The following is a 16,101-nucleotide window of genomic DNA, read 5'->3' as shown; positions in this document are numbered from 1 at the left end:
GGGATGTAAAACATAAGAAAATGGAGGAGAAGATGATGGTAAAAGCAATTATGCACGGATGTAATGGGAAAATGGGGCAGGTAATTTCCAATCTTGTAAAGGAAGATGATGGGATTGAGATTGTTGCAGGAATTGATAAATATACAGGTGTGAAAAATGAATATCCGGTTTTTACGGATATTGCGGACTGTGATGTGGAGGCGGATGTCGTGATTGATTTCTCCAATGCACTTGCAGTGGACGGACTGCTTTCTTACTGTGGAGAGAAAAAGCTCCCGGTGGTACTTTGTACTACTGGATTGTCTGAAGAGCAGCTTGCACAGGTACAGCGTGTTTCCGAAAAGACAGCAGTGCTGAAATCGGCAAATATGTCACTGGGAATCAATATGCTGTTAAAGCTTCTTCAGGATGCTGCCAAAATTCTTGCTCCGGCAGGATTTGATATTGAACTGGTGGAAAAGCACCATAATCTGAAAGTGGATGCCCCAAGCGGGACAGCGCTTGCACTGGCGGACAGCGTAAATGAAGCGCTTGGAAATGCGTATGAATACGTTTACGACAGAAGCAAAGAACGCAAAAAAAGAGAAAAGAAAGAAATCGGAATCTCGGCAGTGCGCGGCGGCACGATTGTAGGAGAACACGAAGTGATTTTCGCCGGAGCAGATGAAGTGATTGAATTTAAGCATACGGCATACTCAAAAGCAGTCTTTGGGAAAGGCGCTGTGGAAGCGGCAAAATACCTTGCAGGGAAACAAGCCGGACTTTATGACATGAGTGATGTGATTGAATCTTCTTCTGAAAATCAATAGAAAAAATTACCATTACTTTCCGAATGTATAGAATGGCAGGGAATGCAGACAATATTGGCGAGAAGCAATTCTTACTACATTTCAGGAAAGGAAGATAGCCAGATGAAGAGAGCAAAGAAAATGATACTCAGTATTTTGTGTGTGAGTGTTCTTTTGTGCATGACAGCGTGTGCAAGGGGAAACAAAGATAATGTGGCAGATGATAATACTGCAACGGGAACAAATGAAGAGAAGAAAAATGACAGTGAAAGAAAGCGGGAAGAAACAAATACAGATGGAGAGGCGCCGCGTGACGGAGTGCTTGAAGATGTAGGGGATGCCGTGGAAGATGGAGCAAGAGATGTCAAAGACGGAGTAGAAGATGTCCTTGACGGAACAGACCAGAATGACGGACGTACGGAAAAACGTATAGACGATAACAAGGATGGCGGAAATGCGGATACAATGAACGGTGCGACGGACAATACCGGACAAACGAACACGGCAAGATAGCAGAAACTGTATATTTTTTGATTTTGGACGCCCTGCGGCTGTATGCCGTGGGGCATTCTTGCAGAGATGGCAGAAAAATGATGAAAACTCAAAAAAGAATGGGGATATTTTGCCGGAGAACAGAATGCTTTGTGGAAAAAATTTAACAAAGGTGTAAAGAAGATGGGAAGAGTTTATGAACAGTTGATAAACTTGTTGAAGAAGCGAAAGGATAGTGTTAAAATAAGAAACAGAGTAAATTTGGATAAATTAAGGAGTAGGTCATGGGTTTATTAGAGAAGATATTTGGGACGCACAGTGAGAATGAATTGAAGCGTATTTATCCGATCGTTGACAGAATTGAGGCGATGGATGAAGAAATGCAGCAATTATCCGATACAGAACTGAAAGGGAAAACAGTGGAGTTTAAGAAACGTCTGGAAGAGGGCGAGACATTAGATGATATTTTACCGGAAGCATTTGCAGTCGTAAGAGAAGCAGCTTCCCGTACCTTACATATTAAGCATTACAGAGTACAGCTGATTGGTGGAATCATTCTTCACCAGGGAAGAATCGCAGAGATGCGTACCGGAGAAGGTAAGACATTGGTTTCTACACTTCCTGCATATTTGAATGCTTTGACTGGAAAGGGAGTTCATATTGTAACAGTCAATGACTATCTGGCAAAGCGTGATGCAGAGTGGATGGGGCAGGTGCATGAATTTTTAGGACTGAAAGTCGGAGTTGTACTTAACTCGATGGATAATGATGAGCGAAGAGAGGCATATAACTGTGACATTACTTATGTGACCAACAATGAACTGGGATTTGATTATCTGAGAGATAACATGGTCATCTATAAAGAGCAGCTTGTGCAGAGAGGACTGCATTTTGCGGTTATCGATGAGGTTGACTCGGTATTGATTGATGAGGCGAGAACACCGTTGATCATTTCCGGACAGAGCGGAAAGTCTACAAAGCTTTATGATGCCTGTGACATTCTTGCAAGACAGCTTGTAAAAGGAGAGGCAAGCGGTGAATTTTCCAAGATCAACGCGATCATGGGAGAGGAAATCGAGGAGACAGGTGATTTCATCGTCAATGAGAAAGAAAAGAATGTCAACCTGACAGAAGAAGGTGTGAAGAAGGTAGAGAAGTTCTTCAGCATTGAGAATCTTGCAGATGCGGAGAATTTAGAGATTCAGCATAACATTATTCTTGCTTTGCGTGCGCACAACTTAATGTTTAAAGATCAGGATTATGTTGTGACTTCTGACGGAGAGGTAATGATCGTTGATGAGTTCACCGGACGTATTATGCCGGGAAGACGTTATTCCGATGGACTCCATCAGGCCATTGAGGCAAAGGAACATGTAAAAGTAAGACGGGAAAGTAAGACGCTGGCAACAATCACCTTCCAGAACTTGTTTAATAAGTTTGAGAAAAAGAGCGGTATGACAGGTACTGCGTTGACAGAAGAGAAAGAATTCCGCGATATTTACGGTATGGATGTTGTTGAGATTCCGACGAACAGACCGGTGCAGAGAGTTGATTTAAACGATGCGGTATATAAGACAAAGAAAGAAAAATTTGAAGCGGTGATCGAGGAGATCATCGAAGCACATGCCAAAGGTCAGCCAGTTCTTGTCGGTACGATCACGATTGAGACATCAGAACTTCTCAGTAAGATGCTGAAGAAGAGAGGAATCCAACATAAGGTGTTAAATGCCAAATTCCACGAGAAAGAGGCGGAAATCGTAGCAGATGCAGGTGTACATGGCGCTGTAACTATCGCTACGAATATGGCCGGCCGTGGTACTGATATTAAGCTGGACGATGCGGCGAGAGAAGCAGGAGGACTGAAGATCATCGGTACAGAGCGGCATGAATCAAGACGTATCGATAATCAGCTGCGTGGACGTTCTGGACGACAGGGAGATCCGGGAGAATCCAGATTCTACATTTCGCTGGAAGATGATCTGATGAGACTCTTTGGTTCGGAACGACTGATGAATGTCTTTAACACACTCGGTGTGGAGGATGGAGAGCAGATTGAACATAAGATGTTGTCCAGTGCGATTGAGAAGGCTCAGAAGAAGATTGAGAATAATAACTTTGGAATCCGTAAGAACTTACTTGAGTACGATCAAGTTATGAATGAACAAAGAGAGATCATTTACGAAGAGCGAAGAAGAGTACTTGACGGAGAAAGTATGAGAGATTCTATTTATCATATGATCACGGAATACGTGGAAAATGTTGTGGATTCCTGCATTTCTCCGGATGTAGATTACGAAGAATGGGATCTGACCGAGCTGGATGTCAACCTGCATGCAACACTCCCAATCAAGATTCCGACAATCGAAGATGTCAAAGGTATGAACCAGAAAGAATTAAAGCATCTTTTGAAAGAGCGTGCCGTAAAAGCTTACGAGGAGAAGGAAGCAGAATTTCCGGAGCCGGAGCATTTAAGAGAGATTGAACGTGTGATTCTTCTGAAGGTTATCGACGCAAAATGGATGGATCACATTGACGATATGGATCAGCTGCGACAGGGAATCGGGCTTCAGGCGTATGGACAGAGAGATCCACTTGTAGAGTATAAGATGATGGGTTACGATATGTTTGGAGAGATGACAGCAGCAATTGCAAAAGATACAGTACGTCTCCTCTTTAACGTAAGAATTGAACAGAAAGTAGAACGTGAACAGGTTGCAAAAGTGACTGGAACAAATAAAGATGAAAGTGCAGCACATACGCCGATGAAGCGGGAGGAGAAGAAAGTATATCCGAATGATCCTTGTCCGTGTGGAAGCGGCAAAAAGTATAAACAGTGCTGTGGTCGTAAAGCATAAAAGAAAGGAAATTTCTCTGCGGGCAGATATCTGCCTTCGCGGGAGAAATTTCTTTTTACAGATTTTTAGATAAAAATTTTGAAAATTGGAAAGAGGTGATCAAGGTGGTAGCATTGGATGAGATTAAGAGTATTTTAAATACATATGAGGCACCGCTGAAAGAACTGAGGGATTCACTTTGACCCGGAAGGGAAGAAGCAGAGAATCGAGGAATTAGAAAGAAAAATCGGAGAGGCAGACTTTTGGGATGACGCAGAACATTCTCAAAAAGTGATGAAAGAACTGAAAAGCCTGCAAGATTCGGTGAAAAGAACTGAAGAACTGTACCGGCAGTATGAGGATATTCAGATTTTGATCGATATGGCATACGAGGAAAACGATGAGAGTATGATCAAGGAGATCGAGACAGAGTTAAAGCAGATCGAGAGCACATATGAAGAACTGCGGATCGAGACACTTCTGTCAGAAGAGTATGATAAGGATAATGCGATTGTCACCTTACATGCGGGAGCGGGCGGTACAGAGGCTTGTGACTGGGTGAATATGCTGTACCGAATGTACAATCGCTGGATTGAGAGCAAAGGATTTACAACAGAAGTGCTCGATTATCTTGACGGGGATATTACAGGGATCAAGACAGTAACCTTTGAGGTCAATGGAGAGAATGCATATGGATATTTGCAGTCAGAAAAAGGAGTGCACAGGCTGGTGCGGATTTCTCCGTTTAATTCAGCAAATAAAAGACAGACTTCGTTTGCCTCATGTGATGTGGTGCCGGATCTCGAAGATGACATTGATATTGAGATTAATGAAGATGAATTGAAAATTGATACTTACCGGGCGAGCGGCGCCGGCGGACAGCATGTCAATAAAACATCATCCGCGATCCGTCTGACACACCTTCCAACCGGGATCGTGGTACAATGCCAGAATGAGCGTTCCCAGCACAGCAATAAGGAAAAGGCAATGCAGATGTTAAAGGCGAAGCTTTATCTGCTGAAGGAACAAGAACAGGCAGAAAAAGTATCGGGAATCCGGGGTGAAGTAAAGGAAATAGGGTTTGGAAATCAGATCCGTTCCTATGTGATGCAGCCTTATACGCTTGTGAAGGATCACAGAACGAATGAGGAAAGCGGAAACGTTACAAGTGTGCTGGATGGGAATCTGGATCCGTTTATCAATGCCTATCTAAAGATGCGAAATGCAAAAAAGGAAGAAAAATAAAAGTCTGGTGATCCAGACAAGGAGAGTGGAACGTTATGGATAAGACAAAGTATTATGTATTAAAGAAAAAGGCTGTTCCGGAAGTACTTTTAAAAGTCGTAGAAGTAAAAAGGCTTCTTGCTGCTGAGCGGGGGCTGACCATTCAGGAAGCGACAGAGCGAATCGGAATCAGCAGAAGCTCTTTCTACAAATACAAAGACGATATATTTCCGTTTCATGAAAATGAAAAAGGGCAGACAGTGACGATGGTCATTCAGATGGATGATACACCGGGACTTTTAGCAGAACTTCTCAGAGAGGCGGCAAAGTATCGTGCGAATATCCTGACTATTCATCAGAGTATTCCGATCAACGGAATTGCAACATTGACACTTAGTATAGAAATTTTATCGACAACAGGAAATATATCGGAGATGGTGGACGAGATGGAAGAAAATGAAGGCGTCCATTATCTGAAAATTGTAGGCAGGGAGTAGACTATGATAAATATTGCAGTATTAGGATATGGAACGGTAGGCTCCGGGGTAGTAGAAGTGCTCGACACAAACAGAGAGTGTATCAGCCAGAGAGTCGGAGAGGAAATCCGGGTAAAATATGTGCTGGATCTCAGAGACTTTCCGGGAGATCCGGTACAGAACATACTGGTCCATAATTTTGAGGAAATCATCCGGGATGAGGATGTTAAAATCGTTGTAGAGGTTATGGGAGGGATTGAGCCTGCATATACTTTTGTGAAGCGCTCGCTTCTCGCCGGAAAGAGTGTGGCGACATCGAACAAGGCGCTTGTAGCAAAGCACGGAGCAGAACTTTTATCAATCGCAAAAGAAAAGCAGATCAATTTTTTATTTGAGGCAAGTGTGGGAGGAGGAATCCCGATTATCCGCCCGCTCAATTCTTCTATGACCGCAGATGAGATTGAAGAGATCACAGGGATCTTAAATGGAACAACAAACTATATGCTGACGAAGATGTTCTATGAAGGAGCAGGGTACGAAGAAGTGCTCCGGCAGGCGCAGGAAAACGGATATGCAGAGAAGAATCCGGAAGCAGATGTAGAAGGTTATGATGCATGTCGTAAGATTGCAATCCTATCCTCTCTGATCTCGGGACATCAAGTTGATTTTGAGGATATTTACACAGAAGGGATCACAGAAATCACAGAGAGAGATATGGAGTACGCAAAGCAGATGCAGATGACGATTAAGCTGCTTGCGAGCAGTAGAAGAAGCGGCGAATGCTTAAGTGCGATCGTGGCACCATGTCTTCTTGAGAATACCCATCCTCTTTTTGGAGTCAATGGAGTATTTAATGCGATTTTTGTACATGGAAATGTACTTGGGGATGCGATGTTTTATGGAAGTGGCGCGGGAAAACTTCCGACCGCGAGTGCAGTTGTGGCAGATGTTGTGGAGGAAGCAAAAAATCTGAACCGCAATGTTATGACCATGTGGAAGAGTGATAAGCTAAAACTTCAGGATAAAGGCGATACAATCCGAAGATTTTTTGTGCGGATCACAGGAAATGCGGAGGCGATGAAGACTTATATCGAGAGTATTTTCGGACCGGTTCAGATTGTGATGCTTCCGGATGTGGAGGAAGAGTTTGGATTTCTCACAGGGCGCATGACGGAGCGGGCATATGAGGAGTGTGCGGCAAAATTTCCGAATATTATCCGTATGATCCGCATGCAGGAGCAGAGCGGGTCCAAAGAGTAAAAGATTCTTCGGAATGTCTGGTACGAGAACAAGGAGAAAGGAGAGTCTGTTCGTGTAAAATAGAAAGCGGACAGAAAAGTGATATGCTGATAGTGAAAAAATTTGGCGGCAGTTCCGTTGCGAACAAGGAGCGGATCTTTCGGGTCGCAGAGCGATGTATAGAAGAATATAAGAAGGGAAATGATGTTGTAGTTGTACTGTCCGCAATGGGAGATACGACTGATGAACTGCTTGCAAAAGCTGCTGACATCAATCCGAATGCACCAAAGAGAGAGCTGGATATGCTTCTGACGACAGGAGAACAGGTTTCTGTATCATTGATGGCGATGGCAATGCACGCACTCGGAGTGTCGGCAGTTTCTCTGAATGCGTATCAGGTCATGATGCATTCCACCTCTAGATATGGAAATGCAAGATTTAAGCGAATTGATTCAGAACGGATCAGACACGAATTGGATTCTCGGAAGATTGTCATTGTCACCGGCTTTCAGGGAGTCAATAAATATGATGATTATACAACACTTGGAAGAGGTGGTTCGGATACGACTGCAGTGGCGCTTGCAGCGGCATTGCGCGCAGATGCGTGTGAGATTTATACAGATGTAGATGGAGTATACACAGCGGATCCGCGTGTTGTAAAAAATGCGAGAAAATTAAAAGAGATTACCTATGATGAAATGCTGGAATTAGCAACTTCGGGGGCGAAAGTGCTTCATAATCGCTCTGTGGAGATGGCAAAAAAATATGGCGTACAGCTGGTAGTCAGATCTAGCTTGAATTTAGAAGAAGGAACGACTGTGAAGGAGGTAGCGAAGATGGAGAAAATGTTGATCAGTGGGGTAGCAGGGGATAAGAATACAGCACGAATTTCAGTACTTGGAGTCAGTGACCAACCGGGAGTGGCATTTAAGATCTTCCACACGTTGGCAAAAAATAATATCAATGTGGACATTATCCTTCAGTCTGTCGGACGGGAAGGGACAAAGGACATTTCTTTTACTGTTTCTCAGGAAGATTTAAAGCCGGCACTGGCAATCCTGGAGGAATATCAGGAGCCAATGACAATCCGGGAGATCAAGTGGGAGGATACTGTTGCAAAAATATCAATCGTGGGAGCGGGTATGATGAGCAATCCGGGGGTTGCGGCAAAGTTATTTGAATCGCTCTACAACAATGGAATCAATATCAACATGATCTCTACTTCAGAAATACGTATTACGGTTCTGATCGATGAGAAGGAAATTGACAAGGCAATGCAGGCAGTCCATGATGGGTTTGGACTTGGAGATGTGTAAGAACGAGAGGAAAAACAAAAAAGAGAGGGTGAAGTAGGACCCTCTCTTGTGTTTGCAAAAAGATTGTGCTGAGATCAGAGCAGTTTCATCTGACTCAGAGCGCTGTTGTGATATTGTGGACAGAACGTTACATCTTCGCCAAACCAGTCAGGCGGAGTGAAATGTTCAGCGGACATTGCATCTGCAAATTCAACTTCTGCAATTTGAAGTCCGAAGAGCTTGCCGGAAAAAATATCCAGTTCGATGGTAAGCGAGTCGGAGAGCGGAATCATATAGCGAGTTTTTTCGATGCAGATGCCGTCAATCTTTGTCTTAAGATGTTCGTAGCCTTCGGCGGTCAGAGGAAGATTGTGTTCTTCTCGGATCATCATGCCGCGGGATTTGTAGGTGAGTTCATAGCGGTCGTTATCCTTTCGGATACGCACAACGGGGTTTGTGCAGAGATAGCCCTGTTCAATCGTGCGAAAAGGAAAGGATGACAGATCGAAAGGGATTGTGTGGATCAGATATTTACGTTCGATTTCCATAAAAAATACCTCCAGTGATTTTTACATACAGCGACAAATTTGTGTCGGTTGTTTAAAATAACAGTTCAAAATACTCTTCGGTATCATAGTACAGATAAATGAAAATGTAAAGCAGTCATGGAAAAATACGTAGGGAAAGGAAAGGTTGATATGAAAAAAGAAGCTGTGATCTTTCTTGCAGAAGGATTTGAAGAAGTGGAAGCACTGGCAGTTGTGGATGTACTGCGCAGGGCGGGAGCCGTTGTTCGTATGGTATCAGTCAGCGGCAAGAAGTATGTGGCAGGTTCTCATCAAATTTGCGTGCAGGCAGATGAAGTGTTTGGAGAAAAGACTTATGAGGAGGCAGATGTGGTGATTCTTCCGGGAGGCATGCCGGGAACACTCCATTTGAAAGCACATGAAGGAGTAAGAAGTGTTGTAAAAAGGGCAGCCAAAGAAAAGGTTGTGGCTGCAATCTGTGCGGCTCCTACCGTGCTTGCGGATATGGGGCTGTTGGAAGGAAAAGAGGCAACCTGCTATCCGGGGATGGAAAAAGACATGTGCAAGGCTGTCTGCCGGGAGGAGAAGGTAGTGCAGTCGGGAAATATCATTACCGGAAGAGGGCTGGGCACGGCAATTGATTTTGCGTTGAAGTTGACGGAAGTGTTGTTTGGCAGAGAACAGGAAGAGAAGGTCAGAGAGACTATCGTATATTCTGCGCAGGAATAAAACAAAATGGAAATGAGGTATCTATGCGGAAACAGAAAAGGATCATGATATGTTTTTGTCTGCTGCTCGGCATGAGTATGGTCGGCTGTGGAGTATTGAAAGGATTTGATGCAGAAGCCTATACGGAGGCTGTCTTAAAGCAGCGGCTTTCGGGGGACACAAAAGAAATTGCCAGACTTACCGAGGAGATGTCAGAAGAAGAACTGGCCGCACAGTACGAGAAAGAAGTGCAGACGTTTGTTGCGGGATATATCACAAAGGATGTGTCGATGGGAGAAGAATTGACAGAAAAATATACGGCATTGTGTTCCGAAATTTTTAAAAGTCTGAAGTATGAAACGGTGAAAGCTGAAAAGAAGGATAAGAATACTTATGATGTGAATGTGGATATTTATCCTACGGATATATTTGTGACTTTTTCAGAAAAATTAAAACATCCTGCAGATGAAATGATCCAGAAGGCAGAAAATGGTGAGTATAAAGGTACTGAGGAAGAAATTAAGACCCAAATGCAGAGCGAGTTTTTAGAATATTCCTATACGCTTTTAGAAGAGAGTTTCGAGGGAGCGCAAAATGGCAAAAAAGAAACGGTAGTGTTGACGATCAGCAATAAAGAGAAAAAGGGATTTGCAGTTGAAGAAGAAAGCTTTTCAAACTTTCTTACAGCAATACTCAGACTTGATGAAGTGAAATGATCCGGCAGGGAAATGCAAAATAATTTGAAATACACACTAGTAATTTCAGATACTTTATGCTATAATTTTTTAGTGACTCTGAGTAGGAGTAATTATACGAAGTGAAAAACAAAAGTTACCATATATAAGGAGGAAACTGTAAATGAGTTTACAAGTAGAAAATTTAGAAAAGAACATGGCGAAGCTTACAATCGAAGTGTCCGCTGAAGAATTAGAAAAAGCAATCCAGGGTGCATACTTAAAACAGAAAAATAAAATCAGCGTACCAGGATTCCGTAAAGGAAAAGTTCCGCGTCAGATGATCGAGAAAATGTATGGAGCAGAGATTTTCTATGATGATGCTGCAAATGCACTCATTCCGGAAGCATATTCCAATGCTTATGATGAAAGCGGATTAGAGATTGTTTCTCAGCCAAAAGTAGAAGTAGTTCAGTTAGAAAAAGGAAAACCATTTATTTTCACAGCAGAAGTTGCAGTAAAACCGGAAGTAACTCTCGGTGAGTACAAAGGTCTTGAAGTAGATAAAGTTTCTAACAGAGTAACTGCAAAAGAAGTTGAAGAAGAGATCAAAAAAGAACAGGAAAAGAATGCAAGAACAATTGAAGTAGAAGACCGTGCAGTACAGGACGGAGACGAAGTTGTATTAGACTTCGAAGGATTTGTTGATGGTGTTGCATTTGAAGGTGGAAAAGGAGAAAACTATCCGTTAACAATCGGATCAGGATCTTTCATCCCAGGATTTGAAGAGCAGTTAGTAGGTGCTGAAAAAGAAAAAGAAGTAGAAGTAAATGTGACATTCCCAGAAGAATATCATGCAGAAGAATTAGCAGGAAAACCGGCAGTGTTCAAGTGTACAGTACACGAGATCAAAGCAAAAGAACTTCCGGAATTAGATGATGAATTCGCAGCAGAGGTTTCTGAATTTGATACATTAGACGCTTACAAAGCAGATGTGAAAGCAAAGATCAAAGAGAGAAAGAACACAGAAGGAAGAAGAAAGAAAGAAGATCAGGCAGTAGAAAAAGCAGTTGCAAACGCTACAATGGAGATTCCGGATGCGATGATCGACACTGAGGTAAGACAGATGGCAAATGACTTCTCACAGAGAATCATGCAGCAGGGACTTACTATGGAACAGTACTTCCAGTTCACAGGAATGACAGCAGAGAAGATGTTCGAAGAACTTCGCCCACAGGCTGTAAAACGTATAGAGACAAGATTAGTTCTGGAAGCAATCGCAAAAGCTGAGAACATTGAGATCAGCGATGAAAAATTAGACGAAGAATTAGCTAAAATGGCAGAAGCTTACAAGATGGAAGTAGAAAAACTGAAAGAATTCATGGGAGAAGCTGAGAAGAAACAGATGAAAGCTGATATGGCAGTTCAGGAAGCTGTTACATTCTTAGTAGAATCAGCAGTAGAAGCTTAATTCATTTTGGCATTGCAAAAAAATAGGAGGGATATACATGAGCTTAGTACCTTATGTCATTGAACAAACAAGCCGTGGAGAACGCTCTTACGACATTTATTCAAGACTATTAAAAGACAGAATTATTTTTCTCGGAGAAGAAGTAAACGATGTGTCTGCAAGTGTGATCGTTGCCCAGTTATTATTTTTAGAGGCAGAGGATCCAGAGAAAGACATCCATCTTTACATCAACAGTCCGGGTGGCTCGGTAACGGCAGGAATGGCAATCTATGATACAATGCAGTTTATCAAATGTGACGTATCAACAACATGTATTGGTATGGCGGCAAGTATGGGAGCCTTCTTATTAGCCGGAGGAGCAAAAGGAAAAAGATACGCTCTTCCGAATGCGGAGATCATGATCCACCAGCCGTCAGGCGGTGCACAGGGACAGGCAACAGATATTAAGATCGTAGCTGACCATATCTTAAAGACCCGCACAAAATTAAATAAAATTTTAGCAGAAAATACTGGTCAGGATTTATCTGTGATCGAAGTAGACACAGAGAGAGATAACTATATGTCTGCTGAGGAAGCAAAGGCATATGGACTGATTGACGAAGTAATTATTAAGCATTAGACTAAGGAGGGGTTGTTCCGGGTGGGCATCCCCTTTCCGTGTAAAAATGAGGTGAGCATATGGCAGGAAAAATGAGCGATGATCTGATAAGATGTTCGTTCTGCAACAAGACACAGGCGCAGGTGCGCAAGCTGATTGCAGGCCCGAACGGGGCATATATCTGTGACGAGTGTATTGATGTATGTGCAGAAATTATAGAAGAAGAATTTGCTTACGAGGACGAGAGTAAATTTAGCGGAATCAATCTGTTAAAGCCGGAAGAGATCAAAGCATTTTTAGATGATTATGTAATCGGACAGGACGAAGCAAAAAAAGTGTTAGCAGTTTCCGTGTACAATCATTACAAAAGAATTATGGCAGAGAAAGACCTGGGAGTAGAGCTGCAGAAGAGCAATATTCTGATGTTAGGACCAACCGGGTGTGGAAAGACATTTCTCGCACAGACGCTTGCAAAGATTCTGAATGTACCGTTTGCGATCGCAGATGCGACTGCGTTGACAGAAGCAGGATATGTAGGAGAAGATGTGGAAAACATTCTTCTGAAGATCATTCAGGCGGCAGATGGAGATATTGAGCGCGCAGAGTATGGAATTATCTATATCGATGAGATTGATAAGATCACGAGAAAATCAGAAAATCCATCGATTACAAGAGACGTATCAGGTGAGGGAGTGCAGCAGGCGCTCTTAAAAATCCTTGAGGGAACGGTTGCCTCTGTTCCGCCACAGGGAGGAAGAAAACATCCTCATCAAGAACTGATCCCAATCGATACGACAAATATTCTGTTTATTTGCGGAGGAGCTTTTGAGGGCATTGAGAAGATCATAGAGTCTCGTGTGGATAAGAAATCAATCGGGTTCAATTCTAAGATGACAGGTGCCAATGAGCATGATAAAGACAAGCTGTTAAGTCAGGTGCTTCCGCAGGATCTTGTGAAATTTGGATTGATTCCAGAACTTGTAGGGCGAGTTCCGGTGACGGTAACTTTAGAACAGCTTGACGAAGATGCGCTGATCCGCATTTTGACGGAGCCAAAGAGTGCGATCGTCAAACAGTATCAGAAGTTGCTAGAACTTGATGGTGTAGATCTTCAATTTGATGAAGATGCACTGAAAGAGATTGCGAAGATTTCTCTTTCTAGAAAGACTGGTGCGAGAGGCCTTCGTGCAATTCTGGAAAATGTCATGATGGACACAATGTTTAAAGTGCCATCGGATGATAAGATCAAGACATGCAGAATTACAGAAAATGTAGTAAAAGGACTGGAAGATCCAGAATATGGATATGAGCGTGTACTTCTTCCAAAGAGGGAGAAAGTGGCATCAGAAAGTGCATAGAAAAGAGAAAGGGACGGGGGAAGCGGATTCTCCTGTCCTGTTTTATAATAGATAACATTTGGAGGAAATATGGAGAAAATACTGGAAAGCCTGCCGATGATTCCGCTTCGCGGCATGACGATCCTTCCAGAGATGGTCGTACATTTTGATATCAGCAGGAAAAAATCGATCGAAGCCGTGCAGGAAGCGATGGTGGGAGATCAGAGAATATTTTTAGTGACACAGCGGGAAGTGGAGACCGAAGAGCCACAGCAAAAAGAATTGTTTGAAATCGGGACGATTGGTACAATCAAGCAAGTGATCAAGCTTCCGAAAAAGATTTTGAGGATTCTTGTAGTAGGCGAAGAGCGGGCAATGCTTCGCAATATTGAGTGCGGGGAGCCATACATGAGGGCGCTTGTGGAAGTAGAGCGTGAAGAAAAAAAAGAGTTGCCAGAGGAGGAAGGAATCCAGGAACAGGATCCGCAGACCGAAGCACTTGTGAGAAATCTGAAAGAAATGTTTGCAGAGTTAGGGGTGAAAAGTCCGAAAGTCAGTAAAGAGACCGTTGCACAGATTCTTGATATTGACGATCCCAAAAAGCTGGTCAGACAGATTTGTGCAAATATTCCGCTTCCTTATCGGGAACTTCAGGAACTATTGAATGAAGGAGATCCATGGAAACTTTACGAGCTGCTTAGTTTTAAGTTGGCCAATGAACTTCAGATCATGAATATTAAGGAAGAACTTCAGGTCAAAGTCAAAGAGCGTGTCGATAAACACCAGAGAGAGTATATTTTAAGAGAACAGTTAAAACTGATCCGGGAAGAACTCGGTGATGATACGACAATGAGTGATGCCGAAGAATTCGAGGCTGCGACAAAGAAACTGGAAGCATCCAAAGAAGTCAAAGAGAAGTTGATGAAAGAAATCAAGCGTTTTAAAAATTCTATGGGAAGTGCGGCAGAGACTTCGGTTATCCGAACTTATATTGAGACTATGCTGGAGATGCCGTGGGATAAGAAGAAAGAAGAAAGTTATGATTTAACCTACGCAAAAGAAGTGCTGGAAAAAGAACATTATGGATTGGAGGAAGTCAAAGAGCGTGTGTTGGAATATCTTGCAGTCCGTACACTCACACAGAAAGGGAACACACCGATCCTGTGTCTGGTAGGGCCTCCGGGAACTGGAAAAACTTCCATTGCACGGTCTCTTGCGAAAGCTCTTCACAAACCATATGTGAGAATTTCGCTCGGCGGCGTCAAAGATGAGGCAGAAATCCGGGGACATAGGAAAACGTATGTCGGTGCAATGCCGGGAAGAATTGCAAATGGGTTGAAGACAGCAGGAGTCAAAAATCCATTGATGTTGTTAGATGAGATAGACAAAGCAAGCTCCGATTATAAGGGGGATACTTTCTCAGCACTTTTGGAAGTGCTTGACAGTGAGCAGAATTATAAGTTCCGGGATCATTATCTTGAAGTTCCGGTGGATCTTTCGGAAGTACTGTTTGTCACAACTGCAAATTCACTCCAAACTATTCCGAGACCGCTGTTAGACCGTATGGAGATCATTGAGATCAGCAGCTACACAGAAAATGAAAAAGAGCATATTGCAGACAGACATTTGATTCCGAAACAATTGGAACGTCATGGATTATCTGAGGAACAACTTCAGATCAGTAAGAATGCCGTAGGAAAGATGATCCGTTCTTACACGAAAGAAGCAGGGGTGCGCCAATTGGAGCGAAAAATTGGGGCTGTTTGCAGGAAATCTGCAAAAGAGATTCTTGAGAAGGACAGAAAGAAAATCCGGGTGACGGAGAAGAATATTGAAAAGTATCTTGGAAAAGAAATCTTCACGTATGAGATGGCAAATGAAACAGACGAAGTCGGAATTGTGCGCGGGCTGGCATGGACAAGTGTCGGAGGGGATACACTTCAGATTGAAGTGAATCTGATGCCGGGAAAAGGGGAATTGCTTTTAACCGGACAGCTTGGGGATGTCATGAAAGAGTCGGCGATGGCCGGGATCAGCTATATTCGCTCGATCAGTGAAAAATATGGAATTGAGGCAGATTATTTTGAAAAACATGATTTCCATGTACATATTCCGGAGGGGGCTGTTCCAAAAGACGGACCATCTGCCGGAATCACGATGGCGACGGCAATCTTTTCGGCAATTCTGGATCGAAAAGTGCGCGCAGATGTTGCGATGACAGGAGAGATCACACTGCGTGGAAGAGTGCTTCCGATTGGAGGTCTGAAAGAAAAATTGTTGGCGGCCAAGAATGCCGGGATCAAGAAGGTGCTGATCCCAGCAAGGAACAAAAGAGATGTGGAAGAACTTTCAGCAGAGATTACAAAAGGACTGGAAATCATTCCGGTAGAACAAATGGAAGAAGTGTTAGAACATGCATTTGTTCCGGAATAGGAAGG

Annotated in this window: 14 protein-coding genes; 13 read left to right on the top strand and 1 reads right to left on the bottom strand. The window is 43.1% G+C overall.

Features of this window, described 5'->3' with window-relative positions; genetic code table 11:
- Positions 1-35 precede the first annotated feature (35 nt).
- From dapB to EDD74_RS04880, 7 genes are all read left to right on the top strand, one after another.
- Complete coding sequence (gene dapB / locus EDD74_RS04910) at positions 36-809, top strand: 4-hydroxy-tetrahydrodipicolinate reductase (RefSeq protein WP_008976548.1); 774 nt, start codon at positions 36-38, stop codon at positions 807-809.
- Between the two features lie 102 nt (positions 810-911).
- Positions 912-1,301 (top strand): hypothetical protein, encoded by a 390-nt coding sequence (locus tag EDD74_RS04905; protein WP_016439979.1) that lies wholly within the window; start codon positions 912-914, stop codon positions 1,299-1,301.
- A gap of 263 nt (positions 1,302-1,564) precedes the next feature.
- Positions 1,565-4,135: a preprotein translocase subunit SecA gene (gene secA / locus EDD74_RS04900; RefSeq protein ID WP_116441657.1), complete on the top strand. Its 2,571-nt coding sequence runs from the start codon at positions 1,565-1,567 to the stop codon at positions 4,133-4,135.
- 104 nt (positions 4,136-4,239) lie between these two features.
- Positions 4,240-5,359 (top strand): peptide chain release factor 2 gene (prfB, locus tag EDD74_RS04895; RefSeq protein ID WP_116441658.1). Its coding sequence is split into 2 segments (ribosomal slippage): positions 4,240-4,314 and positions 4,316-5,359, totalling 1,119 coding nucleotides; the frame shifts between segments, so codons are not numbered across the junction.
- Positions 5,360-5,394: 35 nt separating this feature from the next.
- On the top strand, positions 5,395-5,835 hold the full coding sequence (locus EDD74_RS04890) for an ACT domain-containing protein (RefSeq protein WP_008976544.1): 441 nt from the start codon (positions 5,395-5,397) through the stop codon (positions 5,833-5,835).
- 3 nt (positions 5,836-5,838) lie between these two features.
- Complete coding sequence (locus tag EDD74_RS04885) at positions 5,839-7,074, top strand: homoserine dehydrogenase (protein ID WP_008976543.1); 1,236 nt, start codon at positions 5,839-5,841, stop codon at positions 7,072-7,074.
- 83 nt (positions 7,075-7,157) lie between these two features.
- Entirely contained in the window at positions 7,158-8,369 is a 1,212-nt protein-coding gene (locus EDD74_RS04880; protein WP_116442482.1) for an aspartate kinase, read from the top strand.
- Between the two features lie 74 nt (positions 8,370-8,443).
- Here the strand turns inward: EDD74_RS04880 and EDD74_RS04875 are convergent, their stop codons facing one another.
- On the bottom strand, positions 8,444-8,896 hold the full coding sequence (locus EDD74_RS04875) for a CYTH domain-containing protein (protein ID WP_116441659.1): 453 nt from the start codon (positions 8,894-8,896) through the stop codon (positions 8,444-8,446).
- Positions 8,897-9,046: 150 nt separating this feature from the next.
- On the opposite strand from EDD74_RS04875, the gene EDD74_RS04870 reads away from it, so the two are divergent.
- The 6 genes from EDD74_RS04870 to lon all read left to right on the top strand — a co-directional run bounded on the left by EDD74_RS04870 (position 9,047) and on the right by lon (position 16,096).
- Positions 9,047-9,604, top strand: coding sequence for a DJ-1 family glyoxalase III (locus EDD74_RS04870; protein ID WP_039861412.1), 558 nt, complete (start codon positions 9,047-9,049; stop codon positions 9,602-9,604).
- Between the two features lie 23 nt (positions 9,605-9,627).
- Positions 9,628-10,299 carry a hypothetical protein gene (locus EDD74_RS04865; protein ID WP_008976538.1) on the top strand — a complete coding sequence of 224 codons (672 nt, stop codon included), beginning with the start codon at positions 9,628-9,630 and terminating at the stop codon, positions 10,297-10,299.
- Between the two features lie 142 nt (positions 10,300-10,441).
- The gene (gene tig / locus EDD74_RS04860; protein WP_016439982.1) at positions 10,442-11,728 is read left to right on the top strand and encodes a trigger factor; all 1,287 of its coding nucleotides are present in this window, start codon (positions 10,442-10,444) and stop codon (positions 11,726-11,728) included.
- Between the two features lie 37 nt (positions 11,729-11,765).
- A complete protein-coding gene (clpP, locus tag EDD74_RS04855; protein ID WP_008976537.1) occupies positions 11,766-12,347 on the top strand; it encodes an ATP-dependent Clp endopeptidase proteolytic subunit ClpP in 582 nt (193 codons plus the stop codon).
- Between the two features lie 59 nt (positions 12,348-12,406).
- Positions 12,407-13,684: an ATP-dependent Clp protease ATP-binding subunit ClpX gene (gene clpX, locus EDD74_RS04850; protein WP_009262990.1), complete on the top strand. Its 1,278-nt coding sequence runs from the start codon at positions 12,407-12,409 to the stop codon at positions 13,682-13,684.
- A 69-nt stretch (positions 13,685-13,753) separates the two neighbouring features.
- Entirely contained in the window at positions 13,754-16,096 is a 2,343-nt protein-coding gene (gene lon, locus EDD74_RS04845) for an endopeptidase La (protein ID WP_116441660.1), read from the top strand.
- The last annotated feature ends 5 nt before the right edge of the window (positions 16,097-16,101 follow it).

Source organism: Faecalimonas umbilicata, assembly GCF_004346095.1.
In the GTDB taxonomy this organism is placed as follows: domain Bacteria; phylum Bacillota; class Clostridia; order Lachnospirales; family Lachnospiraceae; genus Faecalimonas; species Faecalimonas umbilicata.
This window is presented reverse-complemented; position numbering and strand designations above follow the sequence as displayed.

Bases quoted from the DNA above. Each gene is read 5' to 3' on its own strand.
- EDD74_RS04870 (WP_039861412.1), top strand. From the start codon at position 9,047: ATGAAAAAAGAAGCTGTGATCTTTCTTGCAGAAGGATTTGAAGAAGTG.
- secA (WP_116441657.1), top strand. From the start codon at position 1,565: ATGGGTTTATTAGAGAAGATATTTGGGACGCACAGTGAGAATGAATTG.
- EDD74_RS04890 (WP_008976544.1), top strand. From the start codon at position 5,395: ATGGATAAGACAAAGTATTATGTATTAAAGAAAAAGGCTGTTCCGGAA.
- EDD74_RS04875 (WP_116441659.1), bottom strand. From the start codon at position 8,896: ATGGAAATCGAACGTAAATATCTGATCCACACAATCCCTTTCGATCTG.
- EDD74_RS04865 (WP_008976538.1), top strand. From the start codon at position 9,628: ATGCGGAAACAGAAAAGGATCATGATATGTTTTTGTCTGCTGCTCGGC.
- dapB (WP_008976548.1), top strand. From the start codon at position 36: ATGGTAAAAGCAATTATGCACGGATGTAATGGGAAAATGGGGCAGGTA.
- tig (WP_016439982.1), top strand. From the start codon at position 10,442: ATGAGTTTACAAGTAGAAAATTTAGAAAAGAACATGGCGAAGCTTACA.
- EDD74_RS04880 (WP_116442482.1), top strand. From the start codon at position 7,158: ATGCTGATAGTGAAAAAATTTGGCGGCAGTTCCGTTGCGAACAAGGAG.
- EDD74_RS04885 (WP_008976543.1), top strand. From the start codon at position 5,839: ATGATAAATATTGCAGTATTAGGATATGGAACGGTAGGCTCCGGGGTA.
- clpP (WP_008976537.1), top strand. From the start codon at position 11,766: ATGAGCTTAGTACCTTATGTCATTGAACAAACAAGCCGTGGAGAACGC.
- EDD74_RS04905 (WP_016439979.1), top strand. From the start codon at position 912: ATGAAGAGAGCAAAGAAAATGATACTCAGTATTTTGTGTGTGAGTGTT.
- lon (WP_116441660.1), top strand. From the start codon at position 13,754: ATGGAGAAAATACTGGAAAGCCTGCCGATGATTCCGCTTCGCGGCATG.
- clpX (WP_009262990.1), top strand. From the start codon at position 12,407: ATGGCAGGAAAAATGAGCGATGATCTGATAAGATGTTCGTTCTGCAAC.